This window comes from Roseateles sp. GW823-FHT07B05, assembly GCF_058794515.1.
The window spans coordinates 115191-140215 of the sequence record NZ_JBXAGX010000012.1; the positions used below are offsets into that span (position 1 = coordinate 115191).

Genomic DNA, 25025 nt, shown 5'->3' on the forward strand with positions numbered 1-25025 from the left:
ATCAATTCGCCACTCGTGTTCCTGGGGGGTGGGATCAGCGCGGCTCGTATTCAGGAACGAATTGCTGCAGCCTCTGGCGAAGCGCTCTTCCCACTAGATCAGCCTGAGGGGGTGCGAGCCAACCAACGACGGCATTCAACCACGCATCCCCCACCACCTCCTTCAATTGCGCGATCCTCAGTCGATCGTGTGATGAAGCCAGGGTCAGGTCCTCGTCTGCAAGCAATTCCTCGTAGAGCTTCTCGCCCGGCCGCAAACCGATAAACTCGATTTTCACACCGCTGTCACGACGCCCGCTCAGCAACAAGATGTTTCGGGCCAGATCCAGGATCTTCACCGGCTGGCCCATGTCAAGCACGTACACCTGACCGTTTTCAGCGATGGTTGCCGCCTGCAGCACCAGCTGGGCAGCCTCCGGGATCGTCATGAAGTAGCGCGTGATGTCCGGGTGGGTGACGGTCAGCGGCCCGCCCTTGGCCAACTGCTCTTTGAACTTCGGGATCACGCTGCCGCTGGAACCCAGCACATTGCCGAAGCGCACGGCCATCAATTTGGTGCGCCCGCCGCGCGTGGCAAGACTTGACAGCACCATCTCGGCTGCCCGCTTGCTGGCCCCCATCACATTGGTGGGATTGACGGCCTTGTCCGTCGAGATAAGCACGAAGCGCTCTGCACCAGCCTCGATCGCCGCCAGTGCAGCGCGATAAGTGCCCAAAGTGTTGTTCCGGAGCGCTGCCCAGGCGTTTTCTTCTTCCATTAACGGCACGTGCTTGTACGCCGCCGCATGAAAGACGATTTGCGGCTTGCACGTGCTGAAGATGTAGCGTAAGTGCTCTAAATCCTTCACGTCGCCAATGAGGCGGACGAGAGGGACATGCGGGAACTTCTCACTGAGTTCCTGTTCCACGGTGTAGAGCGCGAACTCGCTGAGCTCGTACAGCACGATCTTGCCCGGGCCGTAGCGGGCTACCTGCCGGCACAGCTCGGATCCAATGCTGCCGCCTGCGCCAGTGATGAGCACGACCTTGCCGTTCAGGCACTCACTGATGCCACCCTCGTCCAGCTCCACCGGTTCACGACCCAGCAGGTCCTCGGGTTCGATGTCTCGTACCTGATCCACGTGCCGGCCAGCCAACAGTTCTTGGCTGGTGGGCACGGTCAGCACGGGCAGGCCGGCCCGGCCTGCCAGGTCCAGCGCACGGCGGCGCTGCGCCGTGTTCGCCGTCGGCATCGCGACGACGATGTGTGTGATGCCATGCATTCCTGCGAAGCGAGGGACTTCCTCGAGTGTGCCCAGCACCGGCACGCCGGCGACGCGCGCCGCTCGTTTCTCGGGTGCGTCGTCGAGGAAACCCACCACCACCCAGCCCTGGGTGTGCTGCAGGCCGGCCACCAGCAGGCGACCCGCATCGCCTGCGCCCATCACCAGCGCCCGCCGCTGCTCTTGCGCACTGCCACTGATACGGCTGCGCATGTGCTCGTACAACATGCGGTAGCCCATGCGTATCATCGCCAGCGCCATCAGCGTGAACACGGGGTGCAGAGCCAGTACGGCGCGCGGCACCTTGGTCAGTTGGGCCATCAGCACAAGGACGGCCACGATGAGGCCGGACGCAACGGAGACGACCGCCAGCCGCTTGATCTCGCCGAAGCCGCTGAAGCGCCACATGCCCTTGGGCACCTGAAGCAGCTTCAAGAGCAGCCCGTAGATGACCACCACGCCGAGCAGCACCCAGTGGTCGTAGTCAGGCCGCGCGCTGAACCAGCGTTCGAAGCCCAGCCGGAATAGGTAGGTGGCCTGCCAGGCCACGGCTACGGCTGCCATGTCCAGTCCGAGCGCCAGCGCTTCGCGGTGGGGACGGATGCGCGTCAACCATGCATCCAGGGACAACCAGTTCATCGTCAGGCTCTCAGTTCTTCAGCGCGCCGAGCGTGGCGAGGATCAGCCGCACATCGCCAATCAGGCTGGCGCTGCGCACGTAGTCGGCCGCCAGCCGAAGCTTGGCCGGCAGCACCACCTCGACATACTCGCGCTCCGGGTCGGCGGCTTTGGCGAGGAGTTCACTCTCGTTGCGAAAGCGCAGCGATGCCGGATCAGTCACGCCGGGCCGCACAGACAGCACAACATCGCGGAGCTCTGCCGGGTACAGCGCCACATAGTGCGGCACCTCGGGGCGCGGGCCGACGAGGCTCATCACGCCACGCAGGACGTCCCACAGTTGCGGCAGCTCGTCCAGCTTGCTCGCGCGCAGCAGCCGGCCAGCACGGGTGATACGAGGGTCCTCGCCGACAGTGATCTGCGCACCAGGCGCGGTGCGCATGGTTCGGAACTTGTGGATCATGAAGGGCACCCCATGCCGACCGATCCGGACCTGCCGGAAGAGCACCGGGCCGGGTGAGTCGAGCTTGATCCACAGGGCAGCGGCCAGCAATACAGGCCAAAGCAACAGCAGCCCCAACCCCGAGAAGATCAAGTCGAACAGGCGCTTAGCCAAGGTAAGGTCAGGTCAGCAGGCCGCGCACGGCGGCGATGACGCGCTCGACATCAGCATCACTCATGGCCGTGTACAGCGGAACGCTGACGGTGCGCTCATAGGCCTTCTGCGAGTGCGGGAACATCTCCGGCGTCAAGCCGTAGCGGTCGCGCCAGTACGGGTGCTGGTGCAGCGGCACGTAGTGCACGCTGCAGCCAATGCCGGCGGCGAACATGCCTTCGATGAAGGCATCCCGGTCCAGGCCCGCATCATCGGCGAGGCGCAGCACGTACAGGTGCCAGCTGTGCGTGTCGCCTTCCGGCGCGTCGGGTGGCAGGATCAAGGGCAGATCGGCCCATGCCTCGTGGTAACGGCGTGAGATCTGCTCGCGGCGCTGCTGGAACGCCGGAAGCCGCTTGAGCTGATGCAGGCCAAGTGCCGCCGCGATGTCGGTCAAGTTGTACTTGAAGCCGGGAGCGACGATCTCGTAATACCAGCTGGGCACCTTGGCCGTGAAACGGTCGAAGGCGTCGCGGCTCATGCCGTGCAGGCGCATGACACGCGCGCGCTTGGCCAGCTCCGGGTTGCGGGTGACCAGCATGCCGCCCTCGCCCGTCGTCATGGTCTTGTTGGCGTAGAAGCTGAACACCGTGGCGTCGGTGCCCAGCGTGCCGATGAGCTCTTTCTCGAGCGTGGTCGGCAGCGCATGTGCGGCGTCGTCGATGACACGCAGGCCGTGGCGGCGTGCAATGTCCAGGATCGCGATCATGTCGACTGCGAGACCCGCGTAATGCACCGGCATGATGGCCTTGGTGCGCGGCGTGATCGCGGCCTCGATGGCGTTGATGTCGATGTTCAGTGTCGCGGGATCGATGTCAACCAGCTTCACGTCTGCGCCGAGGTAGCGCACCACCTCGGCCGTGGCCGTGAAGGTGTGCGTGGTCGTGATGACCTCGTCGCCCGGGCCCAGGCCGATGGCCTCCAGCGCCAGGTGCAGGCCGGCCGTGGCGGAGTTGACGGCGATGCACTCGATCTGCGGGTCGCCGAGGAACTCGGCGAAGGCCTGCTCGAAGCGCTTGGCCTTGGGGCCGGTCGTGATCCAGCCGGATTTCAGCGTGTCGACCACTTCGGCGATCTCGTCGTCGCCGATGTCGGGCAGGGCAAAAGGAAGAAAGGGCTGGGAGCTCATCGGGCTGGATTTTCGCGCATCAGCGCTTCTCGATCTGGACCAGGCGATGGGTACGCAGCCATGGCACGAGGTTGAACAGCGCGTAAGCCGCCGGCAGCGCGCGCGCCAGCGGCGGCGCCAGTGTCACGCGCCTGGCCGTGAAATGGCCGTGTGGGAACAGTTCGCGCACGCGTGGCAGCGGCACGCCGCGCACGTCGGGGTTGCGCGGGTTGTTGACGGTGAAGTCGTACCAGATGACGGCGCCGCCGGGCTTCAACCAGCGCCACATGGCGTCGGCCACCTGCTGCTGCAGTGCGTCGTCAAGGATGGACGAGAACACCGTGGACTGCAGGACCAGGTCCTGGCTCCCGGGCGCGACGTCGGCGCTGGAGGCATCGCCCGCCAGCAGCCGCACCCCTTCGGGCAAGGCCGCGCGAGCGGCCGTCAGGCGATCCGGCAGCAGTTCGATGCCGGTGAGGTGCGCGGGCCGCAGGCCCAGCCGCAGCAGGTCCAGCAGGTTGCCACCAGCGCCGCAGCCGACCTCCGTGGCGCGCCAGTCCGCCGGCAAGCCACGCCGCTGGGCGAGCAGCTTCAGCAGCGCGCGCTGGCGCTCCTGCCACATCTGCCAGACCTCGGGGCGCAGAAGGCTGTAGCGGTCACCGGCATCACGGCGGGCGTAGCGCTGGGCAATGGCGTCGAGCTCGCTCATCGCAGCGCCTCGATGAAGCGCGCGGCCAGCACCGGGAAGGCGTGATGCGCCATCGCGAACGCACGCCCGCGCTCGCCCATCGCGGCACGCTCGGCGGGCGACAGCGCGGCCAGCTTCAGCAGCCCCTGCGCGACGGCTTCTGCGCTCTCCGGCGGCACGGTCAGGCCGGCGCCGGCTTCGGCCACCGGATCGTTGCCGGCCTCCACCGAATGCAGCACGGCGCGCCCGGCCATCAGGTAGTCGATGAGCTTGTTGGGCGCAATACCGAAGCGGTAGATGGGCGTGCGCTGCCAGCCGATGTAGGCGATGTCGAAGTGCCCCAGCAGCGTCGGGATCTGCGCCTTCGGGATGGGCGCGAAGAAGCGCACGTTCGCGAGGCCTTCGTCCGCGGCGCGGGCAGCCAACCGCTCGGCCTCGTGGCCGCTGCCGACCAGCACGAAGCTGAGCGGCGCGTCCTTTATTTTGGCCGCCGCATCCAGCAGCACGTCCAGCGCGTTGGGCAGGCCCATGGAGCCGGCATAGCCGACGACCACGCGGCCGGCCGCGCGCTCGGCATCGAGGTGCGCCTGCAGCGTCGCCCCGAGCGGCGCTGACTCGCCCTGCCACTCCTCGGGTGCGAAGCCGTTGGGCACGATGTGCAGTTTGGCGAGGTCCAGGCCCCGCGAGGCCATGTGCTCGTGCACGCAGGGCAGCATGGAGACGACGACATCGGCGTCGCGGTAGGCATCGGCCTCGGCCTTGCCGCACATCAGTGCGAACGGGTGGCGCGGCGACATGCCGGACAGCTCGATCAGCGACAGCGGCCACAGGTCGTGCACCTCGTAGACCAGCTTGGCCTTGGCGAGCCTGGCCAGCCGCTTGGCCACCCAGACGTCCATCGGGTAGGTGCTGGACGCGATGACCGCGTCGGGCCTGATCTCACGTGTCAGCCGCCATGCGTCGGCGCGCAGCTGGCGCAGGAAGGACAGGATGTTGCGCAGCCGGCCCACACCGTTGCCGGCGTACTGCGGCGTCGGCAGCCAGCGGTAGCGGATGCCGTCGATGAGCTCCTCGACTGGCAGGCCGGGCACCTCGGGCTGGACGGCGCGCACATGCGAGTAGGACGCCGCCACGATGGTGACCTCGTGCCCGGCCCTCACCCACTCGCGGGCCAGGTAGTAGGGCCGGAACTCCATGCCATGGCGCGGCGAGCCGGCGTAGTGGTTGACGAGAAGGATCCTCATGCCGGGGTCAGCTCCTTGAGCCGAGTCAGGAAGCGCTGCACATGCGGCTCGAACAGGCCGTTCGCGGCGACCCAGTCGCGGTTGATGGAGCCGAGCCTGGCCGCGTCCAGCGCAGCCATGCGCGCGGGCAAGTCTTCCAGTGCGCCGACGATGAGGCCGCGCGCGGAGTCCCCGATCACCTCGCGGTTGGCCGGCAGCTCGGACAGCAGCGGCACGCAGCCGTGCGCCATGGCCTCCAGCACCGACACCGACACCGAGTCGCTCTCGGGCAGGCTCAGGAACCAGGTCGACCGGGCGTAGTGGGCCGCCTGCGCCGCGGCATCCAACCGGCCCACAAACGTCACCTTGTCCGCCAGGCCGCGTGCCGACACGTCGGCCTCGAGGGCCTGCCGCAGCGAGCCGTCATTGGCCACCACGAGGCGGGCCTCGGGCTGCGCGGCGGCGATGCGCGCGAACGCGTCGATGACGAGGTGAGGCCGGTAAATCGGCTCCAGGCCCCGGTTCGCGAAACACAGCCACGGCTGCTTCTTCGCGTTCTGCTTGGGCAGGGCTTCCAGGCCGAACGGGAAGGTCATGACCTCACCGGCGCCCAGCTCGCGCATGCGCTCGGTCATGTAGAGCGAGTCGGAGGTGGCGAGCGTGCAGCTGCGCAGCACCTTCTTCGTCATCCAGCGCCAGGCCCCGCCGCGCTGCGGCGTGACGAGGATGTCGCTGCCCCAGGCCGAGCCGGCGATCTGCGCACGCAGCCGCCACCCCAGCTTGGCAGCCCAGGCGAGCGAACCGTGCGAGGTCAGGTAGTGCGCGTGCAGCCAGTCGGCATCGGTCTCCGCCAGCCAGGCGCCCATCTTGGGCAGCTGCTTGATCAGCGCGACGTTGCCGCCGGCGTGGTCGGGCTCGGTGTTCAACGCGAGGCGCTGCGCATCCGGCAGCAGCTGCTGGAACTCGGGCAGGAAGCCGCGCGACGAGATTGCGTGCAGCTGCACGCGGGGCTTCAGCGCGCGCGCCCACTTCAGCAGGTGCGGGCTTTCGCCATCGCCGATGAGAACGAGCTTGAGACCACCACCCAAGCTCATGGCTGCACCGCCCGCTCGGCCGCCCGGAGGGCGGTGCGCGCCCCCTCGGGGGGCAGTGAACCAAGTGAACGTGGGGGCCTCATGATTTTCCGGCCCAAGCTTCGTAGGCCTCGCGCAGTTCGGGGTGACGGGCCAGCAAGGCCGCGTCGCGCTCGCGCGTGTCACCCACCTGGCGCGCCGGCTGGCCGGCCATGATGGCGAAGTCCGGTGCCACACCGCGCAGCTGCGAATAGGCGCACAGCATGGCGCCCTTGCCCAGCACGCTGCCGGGCTCAATGAGGCTGTGCGGGCCGACGAAGCTGTAGGCGCCCAGGCGCACCGGCGCCTTGACATAGCCCGGTGGCTCGCCGCCGACGACCGCGAAGCGCCGGCCGTTGATGCGCAGCGCGTTGTGCGTGGTGTGGGTCACGATGGAACAGAAGTTGGTGATCTGCACGCCTTCCTCGATGAGGAGGCCGGCGCTGGCGTCAATGAAATTGAACTGGCCGATGAAGACGTGGTCGGCCAGCTCCAGGCCCGCCTCGCCCTCGATGCAGGTGCTGGGCGCGATGCGCGAATACGGCGCACCCGCCTCACCGAAGAGCATGCGAAAGCCGATGAGCCGCACCAGGCGGCGCCGCAGGCGATTGAGGAAGACGCGCATCAGTCCCAGGTCCAGAGCGACCAGAAAAAGTAGCCGAAGTAGAGCAGCATCGCCGCCGACACGCCCCAGCCGGCGCCGGCCAGGCCGCCCAGCTGCAGCCCAACAGCCAGCCCGCCGATGAACATCACCTGCCCCACCAGCGCGAGCTTCAGCGCCCAGGCCTGCGCGCCCCAGGCCATCGTGACGACGGACAGCGGCGACGCGATGAAGTGCAGCGCGATGTAGGGCGCCAGCGAACGCGCCAGTTCACCGGCGGCGCGCCACTCCGGGCCGAAGACTGTGGCGAACAGCCATGGCCCGAAGGCCAGCAACGCCCCCATGAGCGGCAGCGCGATGGCGGCCAGCAGCAGCAGGTTGTGGCGCACGAGCGTGCGGGCTTCCGCCAGATTCGTGGACTGCGTGAGCCGCGGGTACAGCGCCTGCGACAGCGAGCCGCCCACCAGCGACGCCGGCGCCTTCAGGTAGCGCAGCGCCAGCGCCCAGGCGCCCGCCTCGGGCGCGCCCAGCCAGGCCGTCAGCAGCGCGATGGCCAGCGTGTCCTGCAGCGCGCCGGCAAATGCATGCGGCGTGTTCAGCAGCGGGAAGTCCTGGTGCTTCTTCGCGATCTCGCGCAGCGGCTGGGGTTGGAGCAGACCACGCCAGCCACCGGCGGGCGCGGGCCGCGCCTGCAGCGCCGCGGCGGCCGCCGTGGCCAGCGTGGCACCGCCCACCAGCCCCCAGGGCCCGGCCTGCATCAGGCCGAAGCCCAGCTGCGCCACGGCCCCACCGCCCCATTGCACGACGCGCGCCCTGGCCAGCGTCGCGAACTCGCCCGCCCGCGCCGCCCACTGCGCCAGCGCCTGGCTGGCGGCCAGCGCGAGCACGGCCAGCGGCAACGCGGCGGCGACGGACAGGTCGGCCCAGAACATCCATGCCGCGCCGACGAGGATGGCCGTCGCCGTCATCGCCAGCAGCACGCGCAGGCACAGCGCCAGCAGCGCGGCAGCGCCCTTCTCGCTCGTCTCCAGCGCCAGCGCAAACTCGTAGCGTGCACAGCCGACGACCGCGAGGTTGCTGGCCACTGTCCACAACAGCGAGAACTGCCCGTACTCGGCCGGCGTGTACAGCCGCGCGATCCACGGCCCCAGCAGCAGCGGCAGGGCCTGGGCCAGCGCGCTGCCGGCAAGAAGGGTGAGAGTGGCGCGCGTCAGGCTCATAGGGGGCGCGAGATTCTAGAATCGCCGGTTCGACTGAAGGCCCGCAATGACCACGACCCCTCCCACCCCCGCCGCCGACGACAACCAACTGATCGCCGAGCGCCGCGCCAAACTGGCCGCGCTGCGGGCCGCCACGGCGGTGCCCTTCCCCAACGACTTCAAGCCCCAGCACCGCGCCGAGCCGCTGCAGGCGCAGTACGGCCAGATCCCCAACGAGGAGCTCGAGCCCCAGGCGGTCAAGGTCACGGTGGCCGGCCGCATGATGCTCAAGCGCATGATGGGCAAGGCCAGCTTCTGCACGCTGCAGGACGCCACCGGCCGCATCCAGCTGCGCGTGACCATCGACAACGTCGGCCCCGAGGTCTACGACGCGTTCAAGCACTGGGACCTGGGCGACATCCTGGGCGCCGAGGGCACGCTGATGCGCACCAAGACCGGCGAGCTGTCGGTGGCCGTCACGACGCTGCGCCTGCTGACCAAGAGCCTGCGCCCGCTGCCGGACAAGTTCCACGGCATGACCGACCAGGAACAGAAGTACCGCCAGCGCTACGTCGACCTGATCACCGACGAGGAGGCCCGCAAGCGCTTCACGGCCCGCTCCAAGGCCGTGTCGGCCATCCGCAGCTTCATGGTGGACCACGGCTTCCTGGAGGTCGAGACGCCCATGCTCCACCCCATCCCGGGTGGCGCGAACGCCAAGCCCTTCGTCACGCACCACAACGCGCTGGACCAGGAGATGTACCTGCGCATCGCGCCGGAGCTCTACCTCAAGCGCCTGGTGGTGGGCGGCTTTGAGCGCGTGTTCGAGATCAACCGCAACTTCCGCAACGAAGGCATCTCGGTCCGGCACAACCCCGAGTTCACGATGATGGAGTTCTATGCGGCCTACTGGACGCATCACGACCAGATGGACTTCACCGAGGCCGTGCTGCGCCATGCTGCCATCGCCGCCACCGGCAGCGCCGCGCTGACCTACGCAGGCAAGCCTGTGGCGCTGGACAAGCCGTTCGCCCGCGTGTCGGTGCGTGACTCGCTGATCCAGTTCGCCGGCCTGACCGGCGAAGAGGCGGACAACCCCGACGTGCTGCGCGCCAAGATCGTCGCCGCCGGCGAGGACGCGCCCGCACGCTGGAGCCTGGCCGAGCTGCAGTTCGGCCTGTTCGAGGCCGTCGTGGAAGAGAAGCTCTGGGAGCCGACGTTCATCATCGACTACCCCGTCGAGGTGTCGCCGCTGGCCCGCGCGTCGGACAGCAACCCGAAGATCACCGAGCGCTTCGAGCTCTTCATCACCGGCCGCGAGTACGCCAACGGCTTCTCCGAGCTGAACGACGCCGAGGACCAGGCCGCACGCTTCCATGCGCAGGTGGCCAACAAGGATGCCGGCGACGAAGAGGCAATGTTCTTCGACGCCGACTTCATCCGCGCGCTGGAGTACGGCATGCCCCCGACCGGCGGCTGCGGCATCGGCATCGACCGGCTGATGATGCTCATCACCGACTCGCCGTCGATCCGGGACGTCATCCTCTTCCCGGCCTTGCGCCGGGAAGCCTGATCGCTCCGGCCTTGCGCCGGGAGGCCTGATCGCTCCGGCCTTGTGCCGGGAGTCGTGATCCCTCCGGCCTTGTGCCGGATGGGCTGATCCTCGTCAGGCGAACAGGTCGCCGGTCACCGGGCCGGCCGGGATCCCCCCCCGCGGCCGCGTCACGCGGCGGGGCGCCTCACGGCGCTGGCGGGCCGGCACGGGCAGCCAGCCCTCCCCTTCGAACAGGTCCGCCACGCCCACGCCGGGAGGCGTGCGTTGCGCGGCTGGATCGCTCGCCTCCAGCGGGCCGGCGCTCAGCAATTCGGCCGGCAGGCGCAGCAGCACCCGCTCGGCGTCTGCCCACGTGCCCTGTAGCCACTGCCGCTGCGCGGCACCGCCCAGGATCACCGGCATGCGCGGATCCTGCGACATCGGTGGCGCCAGCCGGCCAAAAACCGGGTGCCCCGCCGCCCCCAGCGTCAGCACGCAGAACGATGCGATTGGCGCGCCACGGGCATCGACCGTCTCGCTCCACAGGCCGGCCAGGCCCAGCGGATCGCCGTCGGCCCGCTGGATACCCCAGGCCTGTGGCCGACCCGTGTCGTGGCACCACGTCGTCAGCCGCGCCACCGGCACGACGCAGCGCCGGGCGGCCCACCAGCTTTCCCGGCAGGTCGGGTTGGACTTCATCGTCTCGACGCGGCATTCCCTCACCCGCAGCGCGTCGGCACCGCCCCGCAACGCGGGCGGCAGCAGGCCGAAGCAGCCGGGGCGCAGGACGCCCAGCGTGCCGGCGTCCTGCGCCTCCCCCGGCACGATGAAGGCCGCCGGCGCGCCCAAGGCGCTGTCGTCGGCGAGCGGGGCCACACCGAACGCCGCCAGCAGGCGGTCGGCATCCGTCAAGGGTTCGTAGTCACAGCGCATCGCGAGTTCCTGAGCCATCGGCGGCCCGATGCCGTGGCGGTGGCGACAGTTCATCGCCACCGTTGCGGTCACCGGTTACGCCTCACGCGGCGCATGATACTGTAATTAAATACAGTTTTTGACTCACTCAGCGCTGTGGCGTGGTGGCTCAGGCGGCAGCCGCCGCAGGCGCCTTGCACGCGATGAGCATGGCCAGCACCTCGTCCTCGTTGACGTCGTCGCTCAGTACTTTTCCAAGGCCTTGATGCGCGTCCACAGTTGCGCCTTGGAGAGCGTCCTCATCTGCATCGCGCCCATGCAGGCATCCAGGCGTTGTGGGCGCTCGCGCAAGTCGTGAACGGCGTTGGCCAGGCTTCTCTCGACGCTTTCGCCATAGGCCGCCGCCGCCTTGTCGATGGCTGCGCACAGCAGCGGCCTGGCCGGCTGCATCATGGCCAGGTCGATGAGGTCACGGCTGTAGACACTGTCGTCGCGCCAGCGGTCGGCCAGCGCGAGCAACTTGCCGGTGGCGAGGTCCAGCGACGTCAGCGTGGCCACCCCGGCGATGGTGTCGTCGGGGCCTGGCACATCGAAGGAGATGCGGGCTTCCAGCACGATCTCGAATTTGATCGTCACGCCACCCTCACGCACCAGCGTGCGCAGGCCATATTGGTCAGCTCGCAGTTCGCGAGCAGGCGTCAGCACGGCGCCCGGGCGCGTGAGGGCGCTCAGGCCCGACGGCCCGGTCAGCAACTGCCGCAGCGCTCGGTAGCCACCCAGGTCGGAGACGAGAAAGTCAATGTCCACCGACTCGCGGTACTCGCCATAGCGCAGCGCCATCGCCGTGCCGCCGCCAAACCAGCAGGCGTGGGCCGCCAGCACCCCGGCATCCAACGCGCCGAGCACGGCCGCGATGCGCCGGTGGTGCTCGCGCTCAAACAAGCAGTCGCCCTCCGCTCAGTTCGTCCGCCAGCACCTGGATGAGCCGTCGTTCGTGCGGCGTCAGGCTGTTGCGGTCGAGGTGACGCCAGTTGCGCTCGTAGAGATCCAAGGCTTGGGCCGGGCTCAGTTCCGTCACGCCCGGCAACTGCCAGGCGAGTTGCTTGAGTGCCGGGTAGTCATCGAGCCTCACGATGGCTGGCAGGGCCGACGCATGGGCCGCTTCCGGTTCCTGCACCTGCAGGCTCAGCCCGAGGGCCGACAGCGCGCTCAGGTAGGCGCCCATGGTCACCGACGGCTCACCCTTCTCGACACGGTGCAGCGTCACGCGCGACATGCCCGCCGCTTCGGCGGCGTCGGTGGCGGTCACCTTCTGCTGCTGACGTCGGGCGCGGATGCGCCGGCCCAGTGCTTCGAGCTGGGTCACGACGACAGGGGGAACAGGTGGCGCTTTGGCAGGCATTTGATTCTCATTTTAGTCAAAATGCTTGACTTGACCAGAATGAGAAACAAATTCAGACCATGGCCGCCGCGGGGGCTTTGCCCGCAATGATCATCGCCAGCACCTCGTCCTCGTTGACGTCCGCCGTGCGGCAGGTCGCCACCGGGCGGCCGTTCTTCATGACCATCAGCCGGTGCGACAGCGCGAACACGTCCGGCATGTCGTGCGTGACCAGCAGGATGCCCACGCCCTCGGCGCTCAGCCGGCGGATCAGGTCGTGCACCATGGCCGTCTCGCTGGGGCCCAGCGCCGCGCAAGGTTCGTCCATGATCAGCACGCGGGCCTTGAACTGCAGCGCCCGCGCAATCGCCACCACCTGGCGCTGGCCGCCCGACAGCGACATCACCGGGTCGGCGATGTTCTTGAAGTTGGGGTTGAGCCGCGCGAACAGCGGCACGGCGGCTGCGCGCATGGCCGCGTCGTCCAGCAGCCCGAAGCGCGTGCGCAACTCGCGGCCCAGGAACAGGTTGGCCACCGAGTCGAGGTTGTCGGCCAGCGCCAGCTTCTGGTGGATGGTCTCGATGCCTGCCGCGCGCGAGTCGGCGGGGCTCGCGAACTTCACCGCGTTGCCGTTGAGGTGCAGTTCGCCGCCGTCAAAGGGCAGTGCCCCGGCCAGCATCTGCATCAGCGTGGACTTGCCCGCGCCGTTGTGGCCCAGCACGGCCAGCACCTCGCCGGGCGCCAGGCTCAAGGAGACGCCATCGACCGCGTGCACGCCGCCGAACGATTTGCGCGCTTCGCGCACTTCCAGGAGGGCCGTCATTTCTGCACCACGCGATCAAAAACCACCGCCGCGACCAACACCTGGCCCAGCACCACCATGCGCCATCCGATGGACACGTCGGTCAGCAGCAGGCCGCTGTCGATGCTCTGGATGATGAGCGCGCCCAGCACGGTGCCGGCGACGCTGCCGCTGCCGCCGGCCAGGCTCACGCCGCCGATGACCGCCGCGGCGATGACGGTGAGCTCCATGCCCGTGCCCATCGAGTTGGTGCCGGCGTTCAGGCGCGCCATGGCCACCACCGCGGCGAGCGCGACGAGTGTGGCCAGCAGCAGGTTGAGCTGGATCATCACGCGCTTGACCGGGATGCCGGCGAGCCGTGCCGCGTCGGGGTTGCCGCCGATGGCGTAGACGTAGCGGCCGAAGCGGGTGTGCTTGGCGATGAAGGCGAGCACGATGACCACCGCCGCCCAGATGACGAGCGGCAGCGGCAGGCCCTGGCCCTGCTCCTGGCCTTCGATCTTGTAGGCGTTGAAGACCGCGACGACCGCGATCACCGCCAGCGTGCCGAGCACGCCGGGGATGAGGCCGGCCTTGCCGTCCGGCGTGCCGCCGGCGCGCTGCAGCGCCCGGCGCTGCACGAGTTGCCAGCCCCAGATCAGCGCGATCAGCGCAGCGCCCAGGATCCAGCTGCCGCGCTCGCCGAGCGAGCCGTCCAGCCCGCCGCCGAGCGCCAGCAGCCAGGGTTCGGTGACGGGCTGGGTCTTGCCGTCGGCCACCAGGAAGGCCACGCCGCGCAGCGACACCAGCCCGCCCAGCGTGACGACGAAGGACGGGATGCCGATGACGGCCGACAGCCAGCCCTGGAACAGCCCGATGAGCAGCGCAAACGCCAGCCCGGCCAGCAGCGACGCGCCGACGGACCAGCCCTGGGTGTACTGCAGCCAGGCCATCAGCACGCCGACGGCGCCCAGCAGCGAGCCCACGGCCAGGTCGATCTGGCGCGCGACGATGATGAGGGCCATGCCGCTGGCGACGATGCCGACGACTGCCGTCTGCTGCGCGATGTTGTAGAGGTTCTCCGCCGTCAGGAAGCTGCCGGTGAGCGCATGAAAGCCGATGGCGATGGCCACCAGCACGGCCGCCATGACGGCGAGCCGCTGGGTCTGGGCGTTCATCGGGGTCCTTATTTGCAGGCGGCCGGGGCCTTGGCGGCGTCGACGCCCTTGCAGACGACGGCCTTGGGCACCCAGCCGGCGCTGATGACGTCGCCCAGGTTGGCCTGCGTGATGGCCACGGGGGCCAGGAACTTGGCCTGCAGGCTGACCTTGCGCTCGCCGCCGGCCCAGGCGGCCGCACCCGGCACCTTCTGGCCGCTGGCCAGCTGCACGGCAGCCGAGGCGGCTTCCTTGCCGAGCGTGCGCGAGTCTTTCCAGACGGTCACGGTCTGCGTGCCCAGCGCCACGCGGTTGAGCGCGGCGTGGTCGGCGTCCTGGCCGCTGACGGGCACGCCCTTGATGCCTTTGCCTGCCAGCGCAGCGATGGCGCCACCGGCGGTGCCGTCGTTGCTGGCGACGACCGCGTCCACCCCACCCTTGAGCTTGGTGAGGATCTGCTCCATGTTCTTCTGCGCCACCTCGGGCTTCCAGCCGTCGGTGTATTCCTCGGCGACGATCTTCACGTCGCCCTTCTTGACCGCCTCGGCGAGCGCGTCCTGCTGGCCGGCGCGCAGGAAGTCGGCGTTGGGGTCGCTGGGCGAGCCCTTGATCATGACGTAGCGGCCTTGCGGCTTCACGGCCAGCAGGGCTGAAGCCTGCAGGCGGCCGACCTCGCGGTTGTCGAAGGTCAGGTAGAAGACCTCGGGCGCCTCGATGAGGCGGTCGTAGGCCACCACGGGCACCTTGCGGGCCTTGGCCTTGTTGAGCGCGGGGACGATGGCGTCCTTGTCCATGGCCAGGATGATGAGCACCTTGGCGCCCTTGGCCAGCAGCGACTCGACGTCGCCGATCTGCTTCTCCGGCGAGCCGCCGGCGTCGGCGCTCACGTAGCTGGCGCCCAGGCGGGCCAGCTCGGCCTTGATCGCGGCCTCGTCGGTCTTCCAGCGTTCTTCCTGGAAGTTGGACCAGCTCACGCCCACCACGGGGCCGGCAGCCAACGCTGTCATCGAGGCCAGGGAACCCATCACCAGCGTTGCCGCTGCCCACATCTGCTGTCTGCGCATCTTGTCTCCAACGCCCGTTCGCTTCGGGCCGCGGATTCTAGGAACGCAGGCAACAAAAAAGCGACCCTCACGGGTCGCCTTTCATCGGCTTGAAACCGCTTTGTTTCAGCGGCCGGCGACGGCGGTGGCGCGGCGGGTCACCGGGGCAGGGAAATCACCGAGTTCACGGGCGGCGTTCTCGCCGTGGTCGGCCACCACCTGGTCGACGCTGCGCGTCTGGGCCGACTTCTCGCCCAGCACGGCCTGGCGGGGCAGCTTGGCGCTGGCGATCGCCTTGGCGCTGGCGGGCGTCGTCACTTCGATGCCCTTTTCGCCCTGGATGGCGGCCAGTTCACCGCTGTTGCGGGCGGCCACGAGTTCGGCGATGACCTGCTCGCGGGTCAGCGGGGTGGTCTGGGCGGAGGCGGCGCCTGCGGCGATCAGCAGGGTGGCGGCGATGACGGTGGACAGCTTGCTCATGACGGGTCCTTCAGGTCGGGCAGGAAGGTCCTGCCGGGGTCATTCGGACATCGCGACCGCGGTGTCCATGGCCTGAACTGTAGGCAGCCCGACTCAGTAGAAACACTAGGCTCGCATGAACTGACTATTCACTCAACGCAAATAGTCATCCCTAGATCGTCATTGCTCTGCCACAAAACCAAGCAATCAGCGGTGTTCGAACTGGGGCGCGCGCTTGGCCAGGAAGGCCTCCATGCCCTCACGCTGGTCGTGACTGCCGAACAGCGCGTGGAAGTAGCGGCGCTCCACCGCCACGCCGTCGCGCAGCGGGGTCTGGTAAGCCAGGTTGACCAGTTCCTTGATGATGGCCACCGACGGGCCGCTGAAGCCGTTGATGGTCTCGGCCGCAGCCAGCACCTCGTCCAGCAGCTTGTCCGCAGGCACGACGCGCGACACCAGCCCCGCACGCTCGGCCTCGGCGGCGTCCATCATGCGGGCGGTCAGCATCATGTCCATGGCCTTGCTCTTGCCCACCGCGCGCGGCAGGCGCTGCGAGCCGCCGGCGCCCGGCACGACACCCAGCTTGACCTCGGGCTGGCCGAACTTGGCGGTCTCGGCCGCGATGATGAAGTCGCACATCATCGCCAGCTCGCAGCCACCGCCGAGGGCAAAGCCGGCCACCGCAGCGATGACGGGCTTGCGCACCTGCAGGATGGTCTCCCAGTTCTTGGACAGCAGGCCGCTCTTGAACGCGCTGACGAAGGTGTGGGGCAGCATGGTGGGGATGTCGGCGCCGGCCGCGAAGGCGCGCTCGGAGCCCGTCAGCACGATGCAGCCGATGCCGTCGTCGGCGTCGAAGGCCAGCAGCGCCTCGCCCAGCTCGTCCATCAGCGGGTCGTTCAGCGCGTTCAGCGCCTTGGGGCGATTCAGCGTGATGAGCGCCGTCTTGCGCGGGCCGTCGCCGTGCACGGCGGTCAGGATGTTCTCGTAGGTCATCGGCTCAATCTCCGGGGGATGTCGTTGGTCGATTCTGGCGCGGCTTGCAACGGCGCGCTCTTGAGCATCAGGTCGATGTAGGTCTGCGTGTCCTGGCGGATCAGCAGCCGCACCGGCAGGTATTGCAGCGACGGCGCCAGCCAGGCCTCGGCGACGAGGTCACCCCCGCCCACCTGCGCCTGCGTGGCCGGCGTGGGCCGGACGTGCCAGCTGGCAACGGGCCCCATCGGCGTGTCCAGCACCTCCTCGCCCAGCACTTCGTACTGCCACGGGTACTGCTTGCGCGGCAGCACCAGCGGGAACTGCACGACACGGCCGGCCTGCAGCGGCTCGCGACCGGTCATGAACAGCCAGGTCAGCTGCACGAACTGGCTGGCCGAGTCCTGCGCGCCGCGGCCCGCGGGCTCGCGCACGCCCGTGGCGAGCTGCACCTCGGCGGCCAGGAAGAACACGCTCGCGCGGCGCGGCTCGCCGAGGATGAGCCGGGTCTCCTCGTCGTAGCGCTGCGGCGCGATGCCCTCGGGCGTCAGCTGGCCCTGGCTGCTCATGCGCCGCGTGATGAAGGGCGCGAAGCTGGGCCCCACGGCCACGTCCAGGTGCACTTGGTAGTCGCGCCCTTTGCGCATCCATTCGACCTGGGCCTGGCCATGCACGGGGCCACGGTAGTGGCCCGTCAGCGCATAGGTCAGCCGGGTGGACAGCGGCCATTCGGGGCCGGGCTCGTCGCTGGGCGGCGCCGAGGCTGCCTGCGCGACGGCGGTGGGCGGCATGTCCGCGGGTGCCGAGGCGGCCTCGGCCACCGGCTCGGGCCGGGGTTCGGGCGCCGATGCCGGCAGCGCCGCCGCAGGCGCCAGCGCGTCGCCCGCAGGTGGCACAGGCTTGAGCGGCGCGGCGCGCGGCAACACCGAAACCGCGGCCGGCGCCTGCAGCACCATCTCCCTGACGAAGTCCACCTGCAGGCGCGGCGGCGCCGGCGGCGGGCCATCGTGGCGCCAGCCTTCCTGGATGCGCTGCACCTCGTGGCCGGCCAGCAGGTGCAGGGCCAGCACGGCCAGCACCAGCAGCCACGGCGGCCGCGGCGTCTTCATGGCGAGGTCAGGCGTCCAGCCAGCGGCGGCGGGCCGGTTGCGCGCCCTCGGCGGGCGCCAGCGCCACCGACGCAGGCCGGGCGGTCGGCAGTGCCACGTCCAGCTCCAGCAGCCGCTGGTCGCGGCTCACCAGCAGGCGCAGCTTTGTGTCGCCCGCCGCCAGCAGCGCCGGCGCATCATCCAGCCGGCGCAGCCGCCAGCCGTTGCTGCCCAGGATCTCGTCGCGCGCGTTGACGCCGCCGGCCTCGGCCGCGCCGCCCGACAGCACATGCGTCACGTGGATGCCGGTCAGCGCCGCCTCGCGCACGCGCAGGCCCAGCCGCTGGGCGACGGTCTGGCGGCCGTCCTCGCGCCAGTCCACGCCGTGCGTCTTCAGCAGCGCCCGCAGCGGCAGCTCGCCGGTGCCGTGCACCCAGTCGCGCAGCTGGCTGGCCAGCACGTCGCCGCCCAGCGCCGCGACGGCGGCCAGGATGTCGGCCTCGCTGATCGGGCCGCCCTGGCTGGCCTGCCACAGCCGGCGCATCAGCGCGTCCAGGCTGGACTTGCGCGCCCGCAGGCTCAGGTCCAGGCACAGCGCGACCAGCGCGCCCTGCGCGTAGTAGTTGCTGGTCGTGTTGGGGCTGTTCTCGTCGGGCCGGTAGTACTTGGTCCAGGCCTCGAAGCTGGCTGTGCTGAGTGGCTGGACCTGGCGGCCCGGCGCGGCGAGCACGCCGTTGACGGACGCGGCCAGCAGCTTCAGGTAGCGGGCATCGTCCACCAGTGCCGCGCGGCGCAGGAACAGCTCGTCGTAGTAGCTCGTGAAGCCCTCGAAGAACCACAGCAGCTCGGTGTAGTTCTCGCGCTGGTAGTCGAAACGCGCGAACTCGGCGGGCCGCAGCCGCTTCACGTTCCAGGCGTGGAAGTATTCGTGGCTGAACAGGCCCAGCAGCCGTGCATAGCCGTCGCTGGGCGCCGCACCCTCGGCGGCCGTGGGCAGCTCGCGCCGGGCGCAGATCAGCGCCGTGCTGGCGCGGTGCTCCAGGCCGCCGTGGCCGTCGTCCAGGGCCCACAGCATGAAGGTGTAGCGCGCAAACGGCGCCTCGCCCCAGAAGGCGATCTGCGCCTCGCAGATGCGCTGCACGTCGGCCAGCAGCCGCTGGCCGTCGAAGCTGGGCCAGGCGCCCGCAACGACGACGCGGTGCGGCACGCCAGCCGCCATGAACTCGCCCTGCCAGTGCGGGCCGATCTCGAAGGGGTGGTCCAGCAGCTCGTCGTAGTCTGCGGCCTCGAAGCCGGCGTCGCCCTGGGGCATCTCGGTGGCGACCTGCCAGCCCCTGGGCACGCGTGCCAGCTCGATGCGATGCGCGTCGGCCTCGCGGCCATGGGCCCGCAGGCACAGGCTGCTGGCGTTGAAGAAGGCCCGCTGGCTGTCCAGCCAGGCGGTGCGCACCGACGCGTCGAACGCGTAGACGTCGTAGCTCAGCACCAGCGCCGCGCGGCCCGTGCAGCGCACGCGCCAGGTGGCCTTGTCCAGCTGCTCCAGCGGCAGCTCGCGCGTGCCCTGGCGGGCCGTCATGCCGCTCAGATGCTTGGCGAACTCGCGCACGAGGTAGCTGCCCGGGATCCACACCGGCAGGCTGAACAGCTGCTCCGCGGCCGGGGCGGGCAGCGTCAGCGTGACGCGGTAGCGGTGGGCGGCCAGGTCGGCCAGGTCGATGCGGTAGCGCGGGCCGGCCATCAACTGCCCGCGGCGGCCAGGAAGCAGCTCAGCGACGCGACCAGCGTGAGCCGGAAGCGCAGCGTCAGCCAGTCGGCGGCGCCCAGTTGCGGGTAGACGCGGCGATCCACGACATAGCAGGCGATCAGCACGCCGCCATGCAGCGCCAGGCCGGCATAGGGCGGCATCAGCACGCCCAGCCAGCCCATGGACATGGCCGCGGTACCCCACACCAGCGGCTGGCGCCCCGGCAGCCCGCGCGCAAACGACAAGCCCCAGTGGATGCCGCCCAGCATCGCGATCGTGAGGCCGGCATAGCCCGACAGCGCCAGGCTGACGAAGGTGTGCTGGTCGAGATCGCGCCCGCTGATGAGCCAGATCAGCAGGCAGCCCAGCACGAAGGGCACGAGACCGGCGTAGGCGAGCCGGTGGGCGAGGTGGCGGGTGTCGGCGTTCATCGCGCTCAGGACTTGCTGGCCGGCGCGGCCAGCACCTGCAGGCGGCGCTCCAGTTCCACGGCGCCGACGGCGCCCGGGATGCGGTTGCCGTCTTCCAGCAGGATGGCCGGCGTGCCCGTCACGTGGATCTTGCGCGACAGCGCGAGGTTGCGCTCGATGGCGGCGGAGTCGCAGCTGGCGGCGGCCTTGGGCAGCGCCTCGTTCTTCAGCATCCAGCCCAGCCAGGCGGCCGTGCGGTCCTTGGCGCACCAGACCGAGCGCGCCTTCTCCGGCGAATCCCCGCCGAGGATGGGGATCAGGAAGGTGTAGACCGTCACGTCCTTGAGTTCCTGCAGCGACGCTTCGAAGCGCTTGCAGAAGCCGCAGTTCGGGTCGGCGAAGACGGCGATGCGGCGCTTGCCGTTGCCGTTCTTCCAGACCACGGCGTCCTTGAACGGCAGCGCCGCGAAGTCCACCCGGTTGAGCTGGTTGACGCGCTCCTCGGTCAGGTTCTTCTTGGCCTTGAGGTCGATGAGGTCGCCCTCGATGAGGAAGCTGCCGGTGGGGTCGGTGTAGCGCACCTCGTTGCCGATGCGCAGCTCCCACAGGCCCGGCATGGCCGACGGCCGCACCTCGTCGATCTTGGGCGCATTGGGCATGCGCTCGACCAGCGACTTGCGGATGGCCGCCTCGTTGGCCAGGGCGGGCAGACAGGCGGCGGCAAGTGCGACAGCCAGGAAACGGACAACGATGGACTGCACGATGCGGAGGTGGGCGGTTGCGGTTTAGAGGCCGAGGGCGCGCTGGGTCAGCCAGCGCTTGACGGGGGTGAGTTGATCGAGCGCGTCCATGCCGCGGTTGCGCAGGCCTTGCGCCGCCGGGGAGGCATGGGCGAACAGGCGCTGCAGCGCGTCCGTCAGCTCGCCCATGGCCAGCGTGGGGGCCAGGCGCTCGCGGGCGTAGCGGCGCAGCAGCTTTTCGTCGCCCAGCGGCCGCCAGGGTTCGCGGTCTGCCAGCACGCGCGTGAGCGCCGCCACATCGCCCAGCCCCAGGTTCAGGCCCTGGCCCGCCAGCGGATGGACGATGTGCGCCGCATCACCCAGCAGCACCCAGCCGGGGCCGCTGACCGCATCGGCTCGCGCCAGCGCCAGCGGCCAGCTGGAGCGCTCGCTGCCCAGCGTGAGCTGGCCCGCGGCCGCGCCGGTGACGGCATTGAGCTCGCGCTCGAATTCTTCGGGTGGCAGCGCCTGCAGCTGCTCGGCCCGGTCCTGCGCGCAGGACCACACCAGGCCGTAGGACGCGCCTGCAGCAGGACGCTCGAACGGCAGCAGCGCCAGCACCTCGCCACCCGGTCGAAACCATTGGCGTGCGACGCCCTGGTGGGGGCGGTCCGACACGAGCCGTGCCGCCAGCGCCCGGTGGCCATAGGTCTTGGGCTCGAAACCGACGCCCAGCGCAGCGCGCGCAGCCGACTCGCGGCCCTCGCACAGCGCCGTCAGCGCGGCCGGAGTGTTGTCGGCGACGTTGTGGACATGAGGAGAAAAGCGCAGCGCCGTGGCCAGCTGCCCGTCCAGCGCGGCCGCATCGACGATGACGGCCAGTTCGCGCAGGCCCTGCTGCCAGGCCGAGAAGCTCAGGCGGCCCGCCGCCTTCTCGCCCGCGGCATCGCCATGGACCACCATGTCGTAGACCGGGCTCACCGCATCGGCAGGCAGGCTGTCCCAGACCTTCAGCTCCGTCAGCAGCGCCACCGACGCGGCGTTGAGCGCATAGGTGCGGACATCGCCGGCCCGCGCGGGCTCGGGTGTGCCCACCACGCCCACGGTAAGCCCCTGGGCGGCAAGACTGAGTGCCAGGCTGCTGCCGACTGCACCCCGTCCCTTGACCAACACGTCCACGCTTTGCATCGCGCAATTGTAGGCAGCGGGGTATGACCGCATGACGGCCGCGGCCCGGGCATTGCGGGGCGACTAAAATCCTGCCCTTCGGCGTCGGCCTCGCGGCGAGCCGCCATCCCCCACAGAAAGTCCCGCCATGAGCCTCAAATGCGGCATCGTGGGCTTGCCCAACGTCGGCAAGTCCACGCTCTTCAACGCCCTGACCAAAGCCGGCATCGCCGCCGAGAACTACCCCTTCTGCACGATCGAGCCCAACGTCGGCATCGTCGAGCTGCCCGACCCGCGCCTGGCGGCGCTGGCCGAGATCGTCAAGCCCGAGCGCGTGCTGCCGGCCGTCGTCGAGTTCGTCGACATCGCCGGCCTGGTGGCAGGCGCCAGCAAGGGTGAAGGCCTGGGCAACCAGTTCCTGTCGCACATCCGCGAGACGGACGCCATCGTCAACGTCGTGCGCTGCTTCGAGGACCCCAACGTCATCCACGTCAACGGCAAGGTCGACCCGATCTCCGACATCGAGGTCATCCAGACCGAGCTGTGCCTGGCCGACCTGGGCACCGTCGAGAAGAGCCTGCACCGCTACAACAAGGTGGCTCGCGCCGGCGACAAGGAAGCCATCGCGCTGGTCAAGGTGCTCGAGAAGTGCCAGGTTGCGCTGGACCAGGCCAAGCCGGTGCGCAGCATCGACTTCAGCAAGGAAGAGCTGGCCATCCTGAAGCCGCTGTGCCTGATCACCGCCAAGCCGGCGATGTTCGTCGGCAACGTCGCGGAAGACGGTTTCGAGAACAACCCCTTCCTGGATCGCCTGAAGGAATACGCCGCGGCCCAGAACGGCCCGGTGGTTGCCATCTGCGCCAAGACCGAGGCCGAGCTCGCCGAGATGGAAGACGAGGACCGCGCGATGTTCCTGGCCGAGATGGGCCAGGACGAGCCGGGCCTGAACCGCCTGATCCGCGCCGCCTTCAAGCTGCTGGGCCTGCAGACCTACTTCACGGCCGGCGTGAAGGAAGTGCGCGCCTGGACCATCCGCATCGGCGACACCGGCCCGCAGGCCGCCGGCGTCATCCACACCGACTTCGAGCGCGGCTACATCCGCGCCCAGACCATCGCCTACGACGACTTCATCCAGTACCGCGGTGAGCAAGGCGCCAAGGACGCCGGCAAGATGCGCGCGGAAGGCAAGGAATACGTCGTCAAGGACGGCGACGTGCTGCACTTCCTGTTCAACGTCTGATCAGCAGACCGTCTTTCCTGGAACACCGGGAAAGACGGCGGGCTCCGAGGAGCCGCTCACCAAGCCGCGCACCAGCGCGGCTTGGTCGTTTGTGGGCGACGTCCTGGCGCCGACGCCCGATGGGCGGGTCAGACCACGGCGTCAGCCACCAGCGCCCGCTCGGCGGACAGCCAGTGCTGCACCGCGGCAGGCAACTCGCCCGGCTCGAAGCTCAGACCCAGCCGTCCATAGCTTTCCCGATTCGGCACGAGGCCCGTCCTGGCCACGGCAGCACCCTTCATGTAGCCGGCCGCGCAGAGCGTGCCGTCTTCACGCAGGAACTCGAAACGCATGAAGTTCCAGGCCTCGTTGGCCCCCGCCAGCGAGAAGCGCAGGCGGTAGCGCTGGCCAGGCTGCAATCCCTTGCGATAGCTGATGACGGCGCCGCCGCTCATCGGCCGCCAGCCGGCCTTCACCATGACACGCGCGAAGCCGCTGCGCACGAAGTACTCCACCAGCATCAGGTCGATGATGGTCAGGTAGCGGCCGTTGTTCATGTGGCCGTTGATGTCCAGATCACCCGGCCACACGCGCAGCCTGCGCTCGATGACCTCGCCGGGGTTGATGGCGGGCAGGCGCCACGCGCGCAACAGCGCCCAGATCAGCCGGAACCACAAGTTCATGATCGCCTTAAACTAGTTCAGTAGCGAACAAGATAGTTCATTTCCGAACGTTCGACAAGCCATGGCTGAATTGCCCCCTGCTGCACCCGCCGATGACACGGCCACCCGAACCTGGCTGTCCGTCGTGCGCGCCTACCACCTGTGCGGCGAACTGATCGCGGCGCGACTGGCGGCCGCGGGGGTGAAGACCTCCGAACACGAGATCCTGGTCAACCTGCGACGCCAACCCGGGCTGAGCCAGCAGGCCCTGGCAGCACGATGCTTCACGGCAAAAAGCCATATCAGCGGGCTGCTCGGCGAGCTCGAATCTCGCGGATGGATCACCCGGCAATCCGACCCCGCCGACGGTCGCGTGAAGCGGCTGAGTCTCACGCCTGCCGGCGCGGAGATGGCCGCCCGCACGGCGGCCATACAGGCGGAGGTGGTCGCGCTCATGACCGAAGGAACGGCTCTGGAGGAACTCGTGCTCGTTGCAGGCGCCATGGCCGAAGTCAGCCGCCGCCTGGAGGTCGCCTTGCAGGGGATACCGGGCGCGAAGTGACCGCGGCAGGGCGCTTCGGGCAGCCTGGTGAGCTTGGGCAACGGTGAACCCGCCGCACCCACGTGTCGCTGGGCAAGCCCTCAGCGCGTCATGTCACGCTTTCTGACGTGCCATCGTCGCCGTCGTTGCTTCGGAGGCGCCGCGTCAGCTCCCACTTGTACGGAATCAGCAGGCCGGGGCAGGCCCCCGCTCATCGCCGAACGGGCCAGCGACCGCCCGCGCTCCTGGTCGGCCTGCCCGCCGTTCGCTGGTGGCGAGACTTCCATGACATTGCTGCCGCGTGATGCGGGACAGCAGCTCAATGACCAGGCGTGCGTGCCGCCCTGCGCGCAGCGCTCGGCCGCTTCGCGTCGCCGCAATCTGAACAGCGGCCGTAAAGCGTCAACTCGTGGCGCTCCACCACGAAGCCCTTTGGTGCAAGGCCGGCCAGATTGCCGGGACAGGCATGCACCTCGAAGACGCGCTGGCAGCTTTCACACTGGAAGTGATGGTGATGCCCTGCGCCGGCAAGCTCGTAGCGGGGCACCTCGCCCGGCAGCGTGACTGCAAGCAGTTCGCCCTCCTCGATGAGGGTGCGCAGGTTGCGATAGACGGTGGCCAGGCTCAGACCTGGGACGGCAACTTCAGCCGCCTGCAGGATTTCCTGCGGCAACAACGGGCGGGCGGCCTCGGCGATGGCCTGCCGGATGGCGGTGCGCTGGCGGGTGTTTCTTTCCATGGCACCAATTAGACCCGGTCCTTATTGCT

At 69.2% G+C, this 25025-nt stretch carries 26 protein-coding genes; 3 read left to right on the forward strand and 23 right to left on the reverse strand.

The genetic code is table 11. The features are described from left to right. Positions 1–34 precede the first annotated feature (34 nt). The 8 genes from AC1Q7O_RS21990 to AC1Q7O_RS22025 form a co-directional block, all read right to left on the reverse strand. Positions 35–1900, reverse strand: a complete 1866-nt coding sequence (locus AC1Q7O_RS21990; RefSeq protein WP_492660499.1) for a polysaccharide biosynthesis protein — start codon at positions 1898–1900, stop codon at positions 35–37. A 10-nt stretch (positions 1901–1910) separates the two neighbouring features. Then, complete coding sequence (locus AC1Q7O_RS21995; RefSeq protein ID WP_492660498.1) at positions 1911–2495, reverse strand: sugar transferase; 585 nt, start codon at positions 2493–2495, stop codon at positions 1911–1913. 7 nt (positions 2496–2502) lie between these two features. After that, on the reverse strand, positions 2503–3663 hold the full coding sequence (locus AC1Q7O_RS22000) for a DegT/DnrJ/EryC1/StrS family aminotransferase (protein ID WP_492660497.1): 1161 nt from the start codon (positions 3661–3663) through the stop codon (positions 2503–2505). A 19-nt stretch (positions 3664–3682) separates the two neighbouring features. Next, entirely contained in the window at positions 3683–4351 is a 669-nt protein-coding gene (locus AC1Q7O_RS22005) for a class I SAM-dependent methyltransferase (RefSeq protein ID WP_492660496.1), read from the reverse strand. Further along, positions 4348–5574 carry a glycosyltransferase family 4 protein gene (locus tag AC1Q7O_RS22010; protein WP_492660495.1) on the reverse strand — a complete coding sequence of 409 codons (1227 nt, stop codon included), beginning with the start codon at positions 5572–5574 and terminating at the stop codon, positions 4348–4350. The genes AC1Q7O_RS22005 and AC1Q7O_RS22010 overlap by 4 nt, the downstream gene beginning before the upstream one ends. Next, the gene (locus AC1Q7O_RS22015; RefSeq protein ID WP_492660494.1) at positions 5571–6647 is read right to left on the reverse strand and encodes a glycosyltransferase; all 1077 of its coding nucleotides are present in this window, start codon (positions 6645–6647) and stop codon (positions 5571–5573) included. Before AC1Q7O_RS22015 ends, AC1Q7O_RS22010 begins: the two co-directional genes overlap by 4 nt. Positions 6648–6726: 79 nt before the next feature. Beyond that, a complete protein-coding gene (locus AC1Q7O_RS22020) occupies positions 6727–7290 on the reverse strand; it encodes an LbetaH domain-containing protein (protein WP_492660493.1) in 564 nt (187 codons plus the stop codon). Continuing rightward, complete coding sequence (locus tag AC1Q7O_RS22025; protein WP_492660492.1) at positions 7290–8486, reverse strand: lipopolysaccharide biosynthesis protein; 1197 nt, start codon at positions 8484–8486, stop codon at positions 7290–7292. Before AC1Q7O_RS22025 ends, AC1Q7O_RS22020 begins: the two co-directional genes overlap by 1 nt. 46 nt (positions 8487–8532) lie before the next feature. On the opposite strand from AC1Q7O_RS22025, the gene lysS reads away from it, so the two are divergent. Beyond that, a complete protein-coding gene (lysS, locus tag AC1Q7O_RS22030; RefSeq protein ID WP_492660491.1) occupies positions 8533–10038 on the forward strand; it encodes a lysine--tRNA ligase in 1506 nt (501 codons plus the stop codon). A 93-nt stretch (positions 10039–10131) separates the two neighbouring features. Here the strand turns inward: lysS and AC1Q7O_RS22035 are convergent, their stop codons facing one another. From AC1Q7O_RS22035 to AC1Q7O_RS22095, 13 genes are all read right to left on the reverse strand, one after another. After that, positions 10132–11004 (reverse strand): SOS response-associated peptidase family protein, encoded by an 873-nt coding sequence (locus tag AC1Q7O_RS22035; protein ID WP_492660490.1) that lies wholly within the window; start codon positions 11002–11004, stop codon positions 10132–10134. Between the two features lie 150 nt (positions 11005–11154). Next, positions 11155–11817 (reverse strand): nucleotidyl transferase AbiEii/AbiGii toxin family protein, encoded by a 663-nt coding sequence (locus AC1Q7O_RS22040; RefSeq protein ID WP_492660489.1) that lies wholly within the window; start codon positions 11815–11817, stop codon positions 11155–11157. 28 nt (positions 11818–11845) lie between these two features. Then, a complete protein-coding gene (locus AC1Q7O_RS22045; protein ID WP_492662745.1) occupies positions 11846–12313 on the reverse strand; it encodes a helix-turn-helix domain-containing protein in 468 nt (155 codons plus the stop codon). A 52-nt stretch (positions 12314–12365) separates the two neighbouring features. Then, the gene (locus AC1Q7O_RS22050; protein ID WP_492660487.1) at positions 12366–13115 is read right to left on the reverse strand and encodes an ATP-binding cassette domain-containing protein; all 750 of its coding nucleotides are present in this window, start codon (positions 13113–13115) and stop codon (positions 12366–12368) included. Then, entirely contained in the window at positions 13112–14251 is a 1140-nt protein-coding gene (locus AC1Q7O_RS22055; protein WP_492660486.1) for a sugar ABC transporter permease, read from the reverse strand. The genes AC1Q7O_RS22050 and AC1Q7O_RS22055 overlap by 4 nt, the downstream gene beginning before the upstream one ends. A gap of 8 nt (positions 14252–14259) precedes the next feature. Then, the gene (locus AC1Q7O_RS22060; RefSeq protein ID WP_492660485.1) at positions 14260–15294 is read right to left on the reverse strand and encodes a substrate-binding domain-containing protein; all 1035 of its coding nucleotides are present in this window, start codon (positions 15292–15294) and stop codon (positions 14260–14262) included. Positions 15295–15399: 105 nt separating this feature from the next. Then, positions 15400–15753 carry a DUF4148 domain-containing protein gene (locus AC1Q7O_RS22065; protein WP_492660484.1) on the reverse strand — a complete coding sequence of 118 codons (354 nt, stop codon included), beginning with the start codon at positions 15751–15753 and terminating at the stop codon, positions 15400–15402. Between the two features lie 186 nt (positions 15754–15939). Beyond that, entirely contained in the window at positions 15940–16728 is a 789-nt protein-coding gene (locus AC1Q7O_RS22070) for an enoyl-CoA hydratase (RefSeq protein WP_492660483.1), read from the reverse strand. Then, positions 16725–17816: a DUF3108 domain-containing protein gene (locus AC1Q7O_RS22075; protein ID WP_492660482.1), complete on the reverse strand. Its 1092-nt coding sequence runs from the start codon at positions 17814–17816 to the stop codon at positions 16725–16727. The genes AC1Q7O_RS22070 and AC1Q7O_RS22075 overlap by 4 nt, the downstream gene beginning before the upstream one ends. A gap of 7 nt (positions 17817–17823) precedes the next feature. Beyond that, on the reverse strand, positions 17824–19533 hold the full coding sequence (locus AC1Q7O_RS22080; protein WP_492660481.1) for a M61 family metallopeptidase: 1710 nt from the start codon (positions 19531–19533) through the stop codon (positions 17824–17826). Next, entirely contained in the window at positions 19533–19970 is a 438-nt protein-coding gene (locus AC1Q7O_RS22085) for a DUF3429 domain-containing protein (protein WP_492660480.1), read from the reverse strand. The genes AC1Q7O_RS22080 and AC1Q7O_RS22085 overlap by 1 nt, the downstream gene beginning before the upstream one ends. 5 nt (positions 19971–19975) lie before the next feature. Beyond that, positions 19976–20710 (reverse strand): DsbC family protein, encoded by a 735-nt coding sequence (locus tag AC1Q7O_RS22090; protein WP_492660479.1) that lies wholly within the window; start codon positions 20708–20710, stop codon positions 19976–19978. Positions 20711–20734: 24 nt separating this feature from the next. Further along, entirely contained in the window at positions 20735–21856 is a 1122-nt protein-coding gene (locus AC1Q7O_RS22095; protein WP_492660478.1) for an FAD-dependent monooxygenase, read from the reverse strand. 127 nt (positions 21857–21983) lie between these two features. Between AC1Q7O_RS22095 and ychF the strand changes: the two genes are divergently transcribed. Then, a complete protein-coding gene (ychF, locus tag AC1Q7O_RS22100; protein WP_492660477.1) occupies positions 21984–23075 on the forward strand; it encodes a redox-regulated ATPase YchF in 1092 nt (363 codons plus the stop codon). A gap of 128 nt (positions 23076–23203) precedes the next feature. On the opposite strand, the gene AC1Q7O_RS22105 is transcribed toward ychF, so the two are convergent. Continuing rightward, positions 23204–23737, reverse strand: a complete 534-nt coding sequence (locus AC1Q7O_RS22105) for a thioesterase family protein (protein WP_492660476.1) — start codon at positions 23735–23737, stop codon at positions 23204–23206. A 61-nt stretch (positions 23738–23798) separates the two neighbouring features. Here AC1Q7O_RS22105 and AC1Q7O_RS22110 point away from each other — a divergent pair, with 61 nt between their 5' ends. Continuing rightward, positions 23799–24278 (forward strand): MarR family winged helix-turn-helix transcriptional regulator, encoded by a 480-nt coding sequence (locus tag AC1Q7O_RS22110; protein WP_492660475.1) that lies wholly within the window; start codon positions 23799–23801, stop codon positions 24276–24278. Between the two features lie 298 nt (positions 24279–24576). Here AC1Q7O_RS22110 and AC1Q7O_RS22115 read toward each other — a convergent pair whose 3' ends face one another. Continuing rightward, the gene (locus tag AC1Q7O_RS22115) at positions 24577–24996 is read right to left on the reverse strand and encodes a Fur family transcriptional regulator (RefSeq protein WP_492660474.1); all 420 of its coding nucleotides are present in this window, start codon (positions 24994–24996) and stop codon (positions 24577–24579) included. Positions 24997–25025 lie beyond the last annotated feature (29 nt).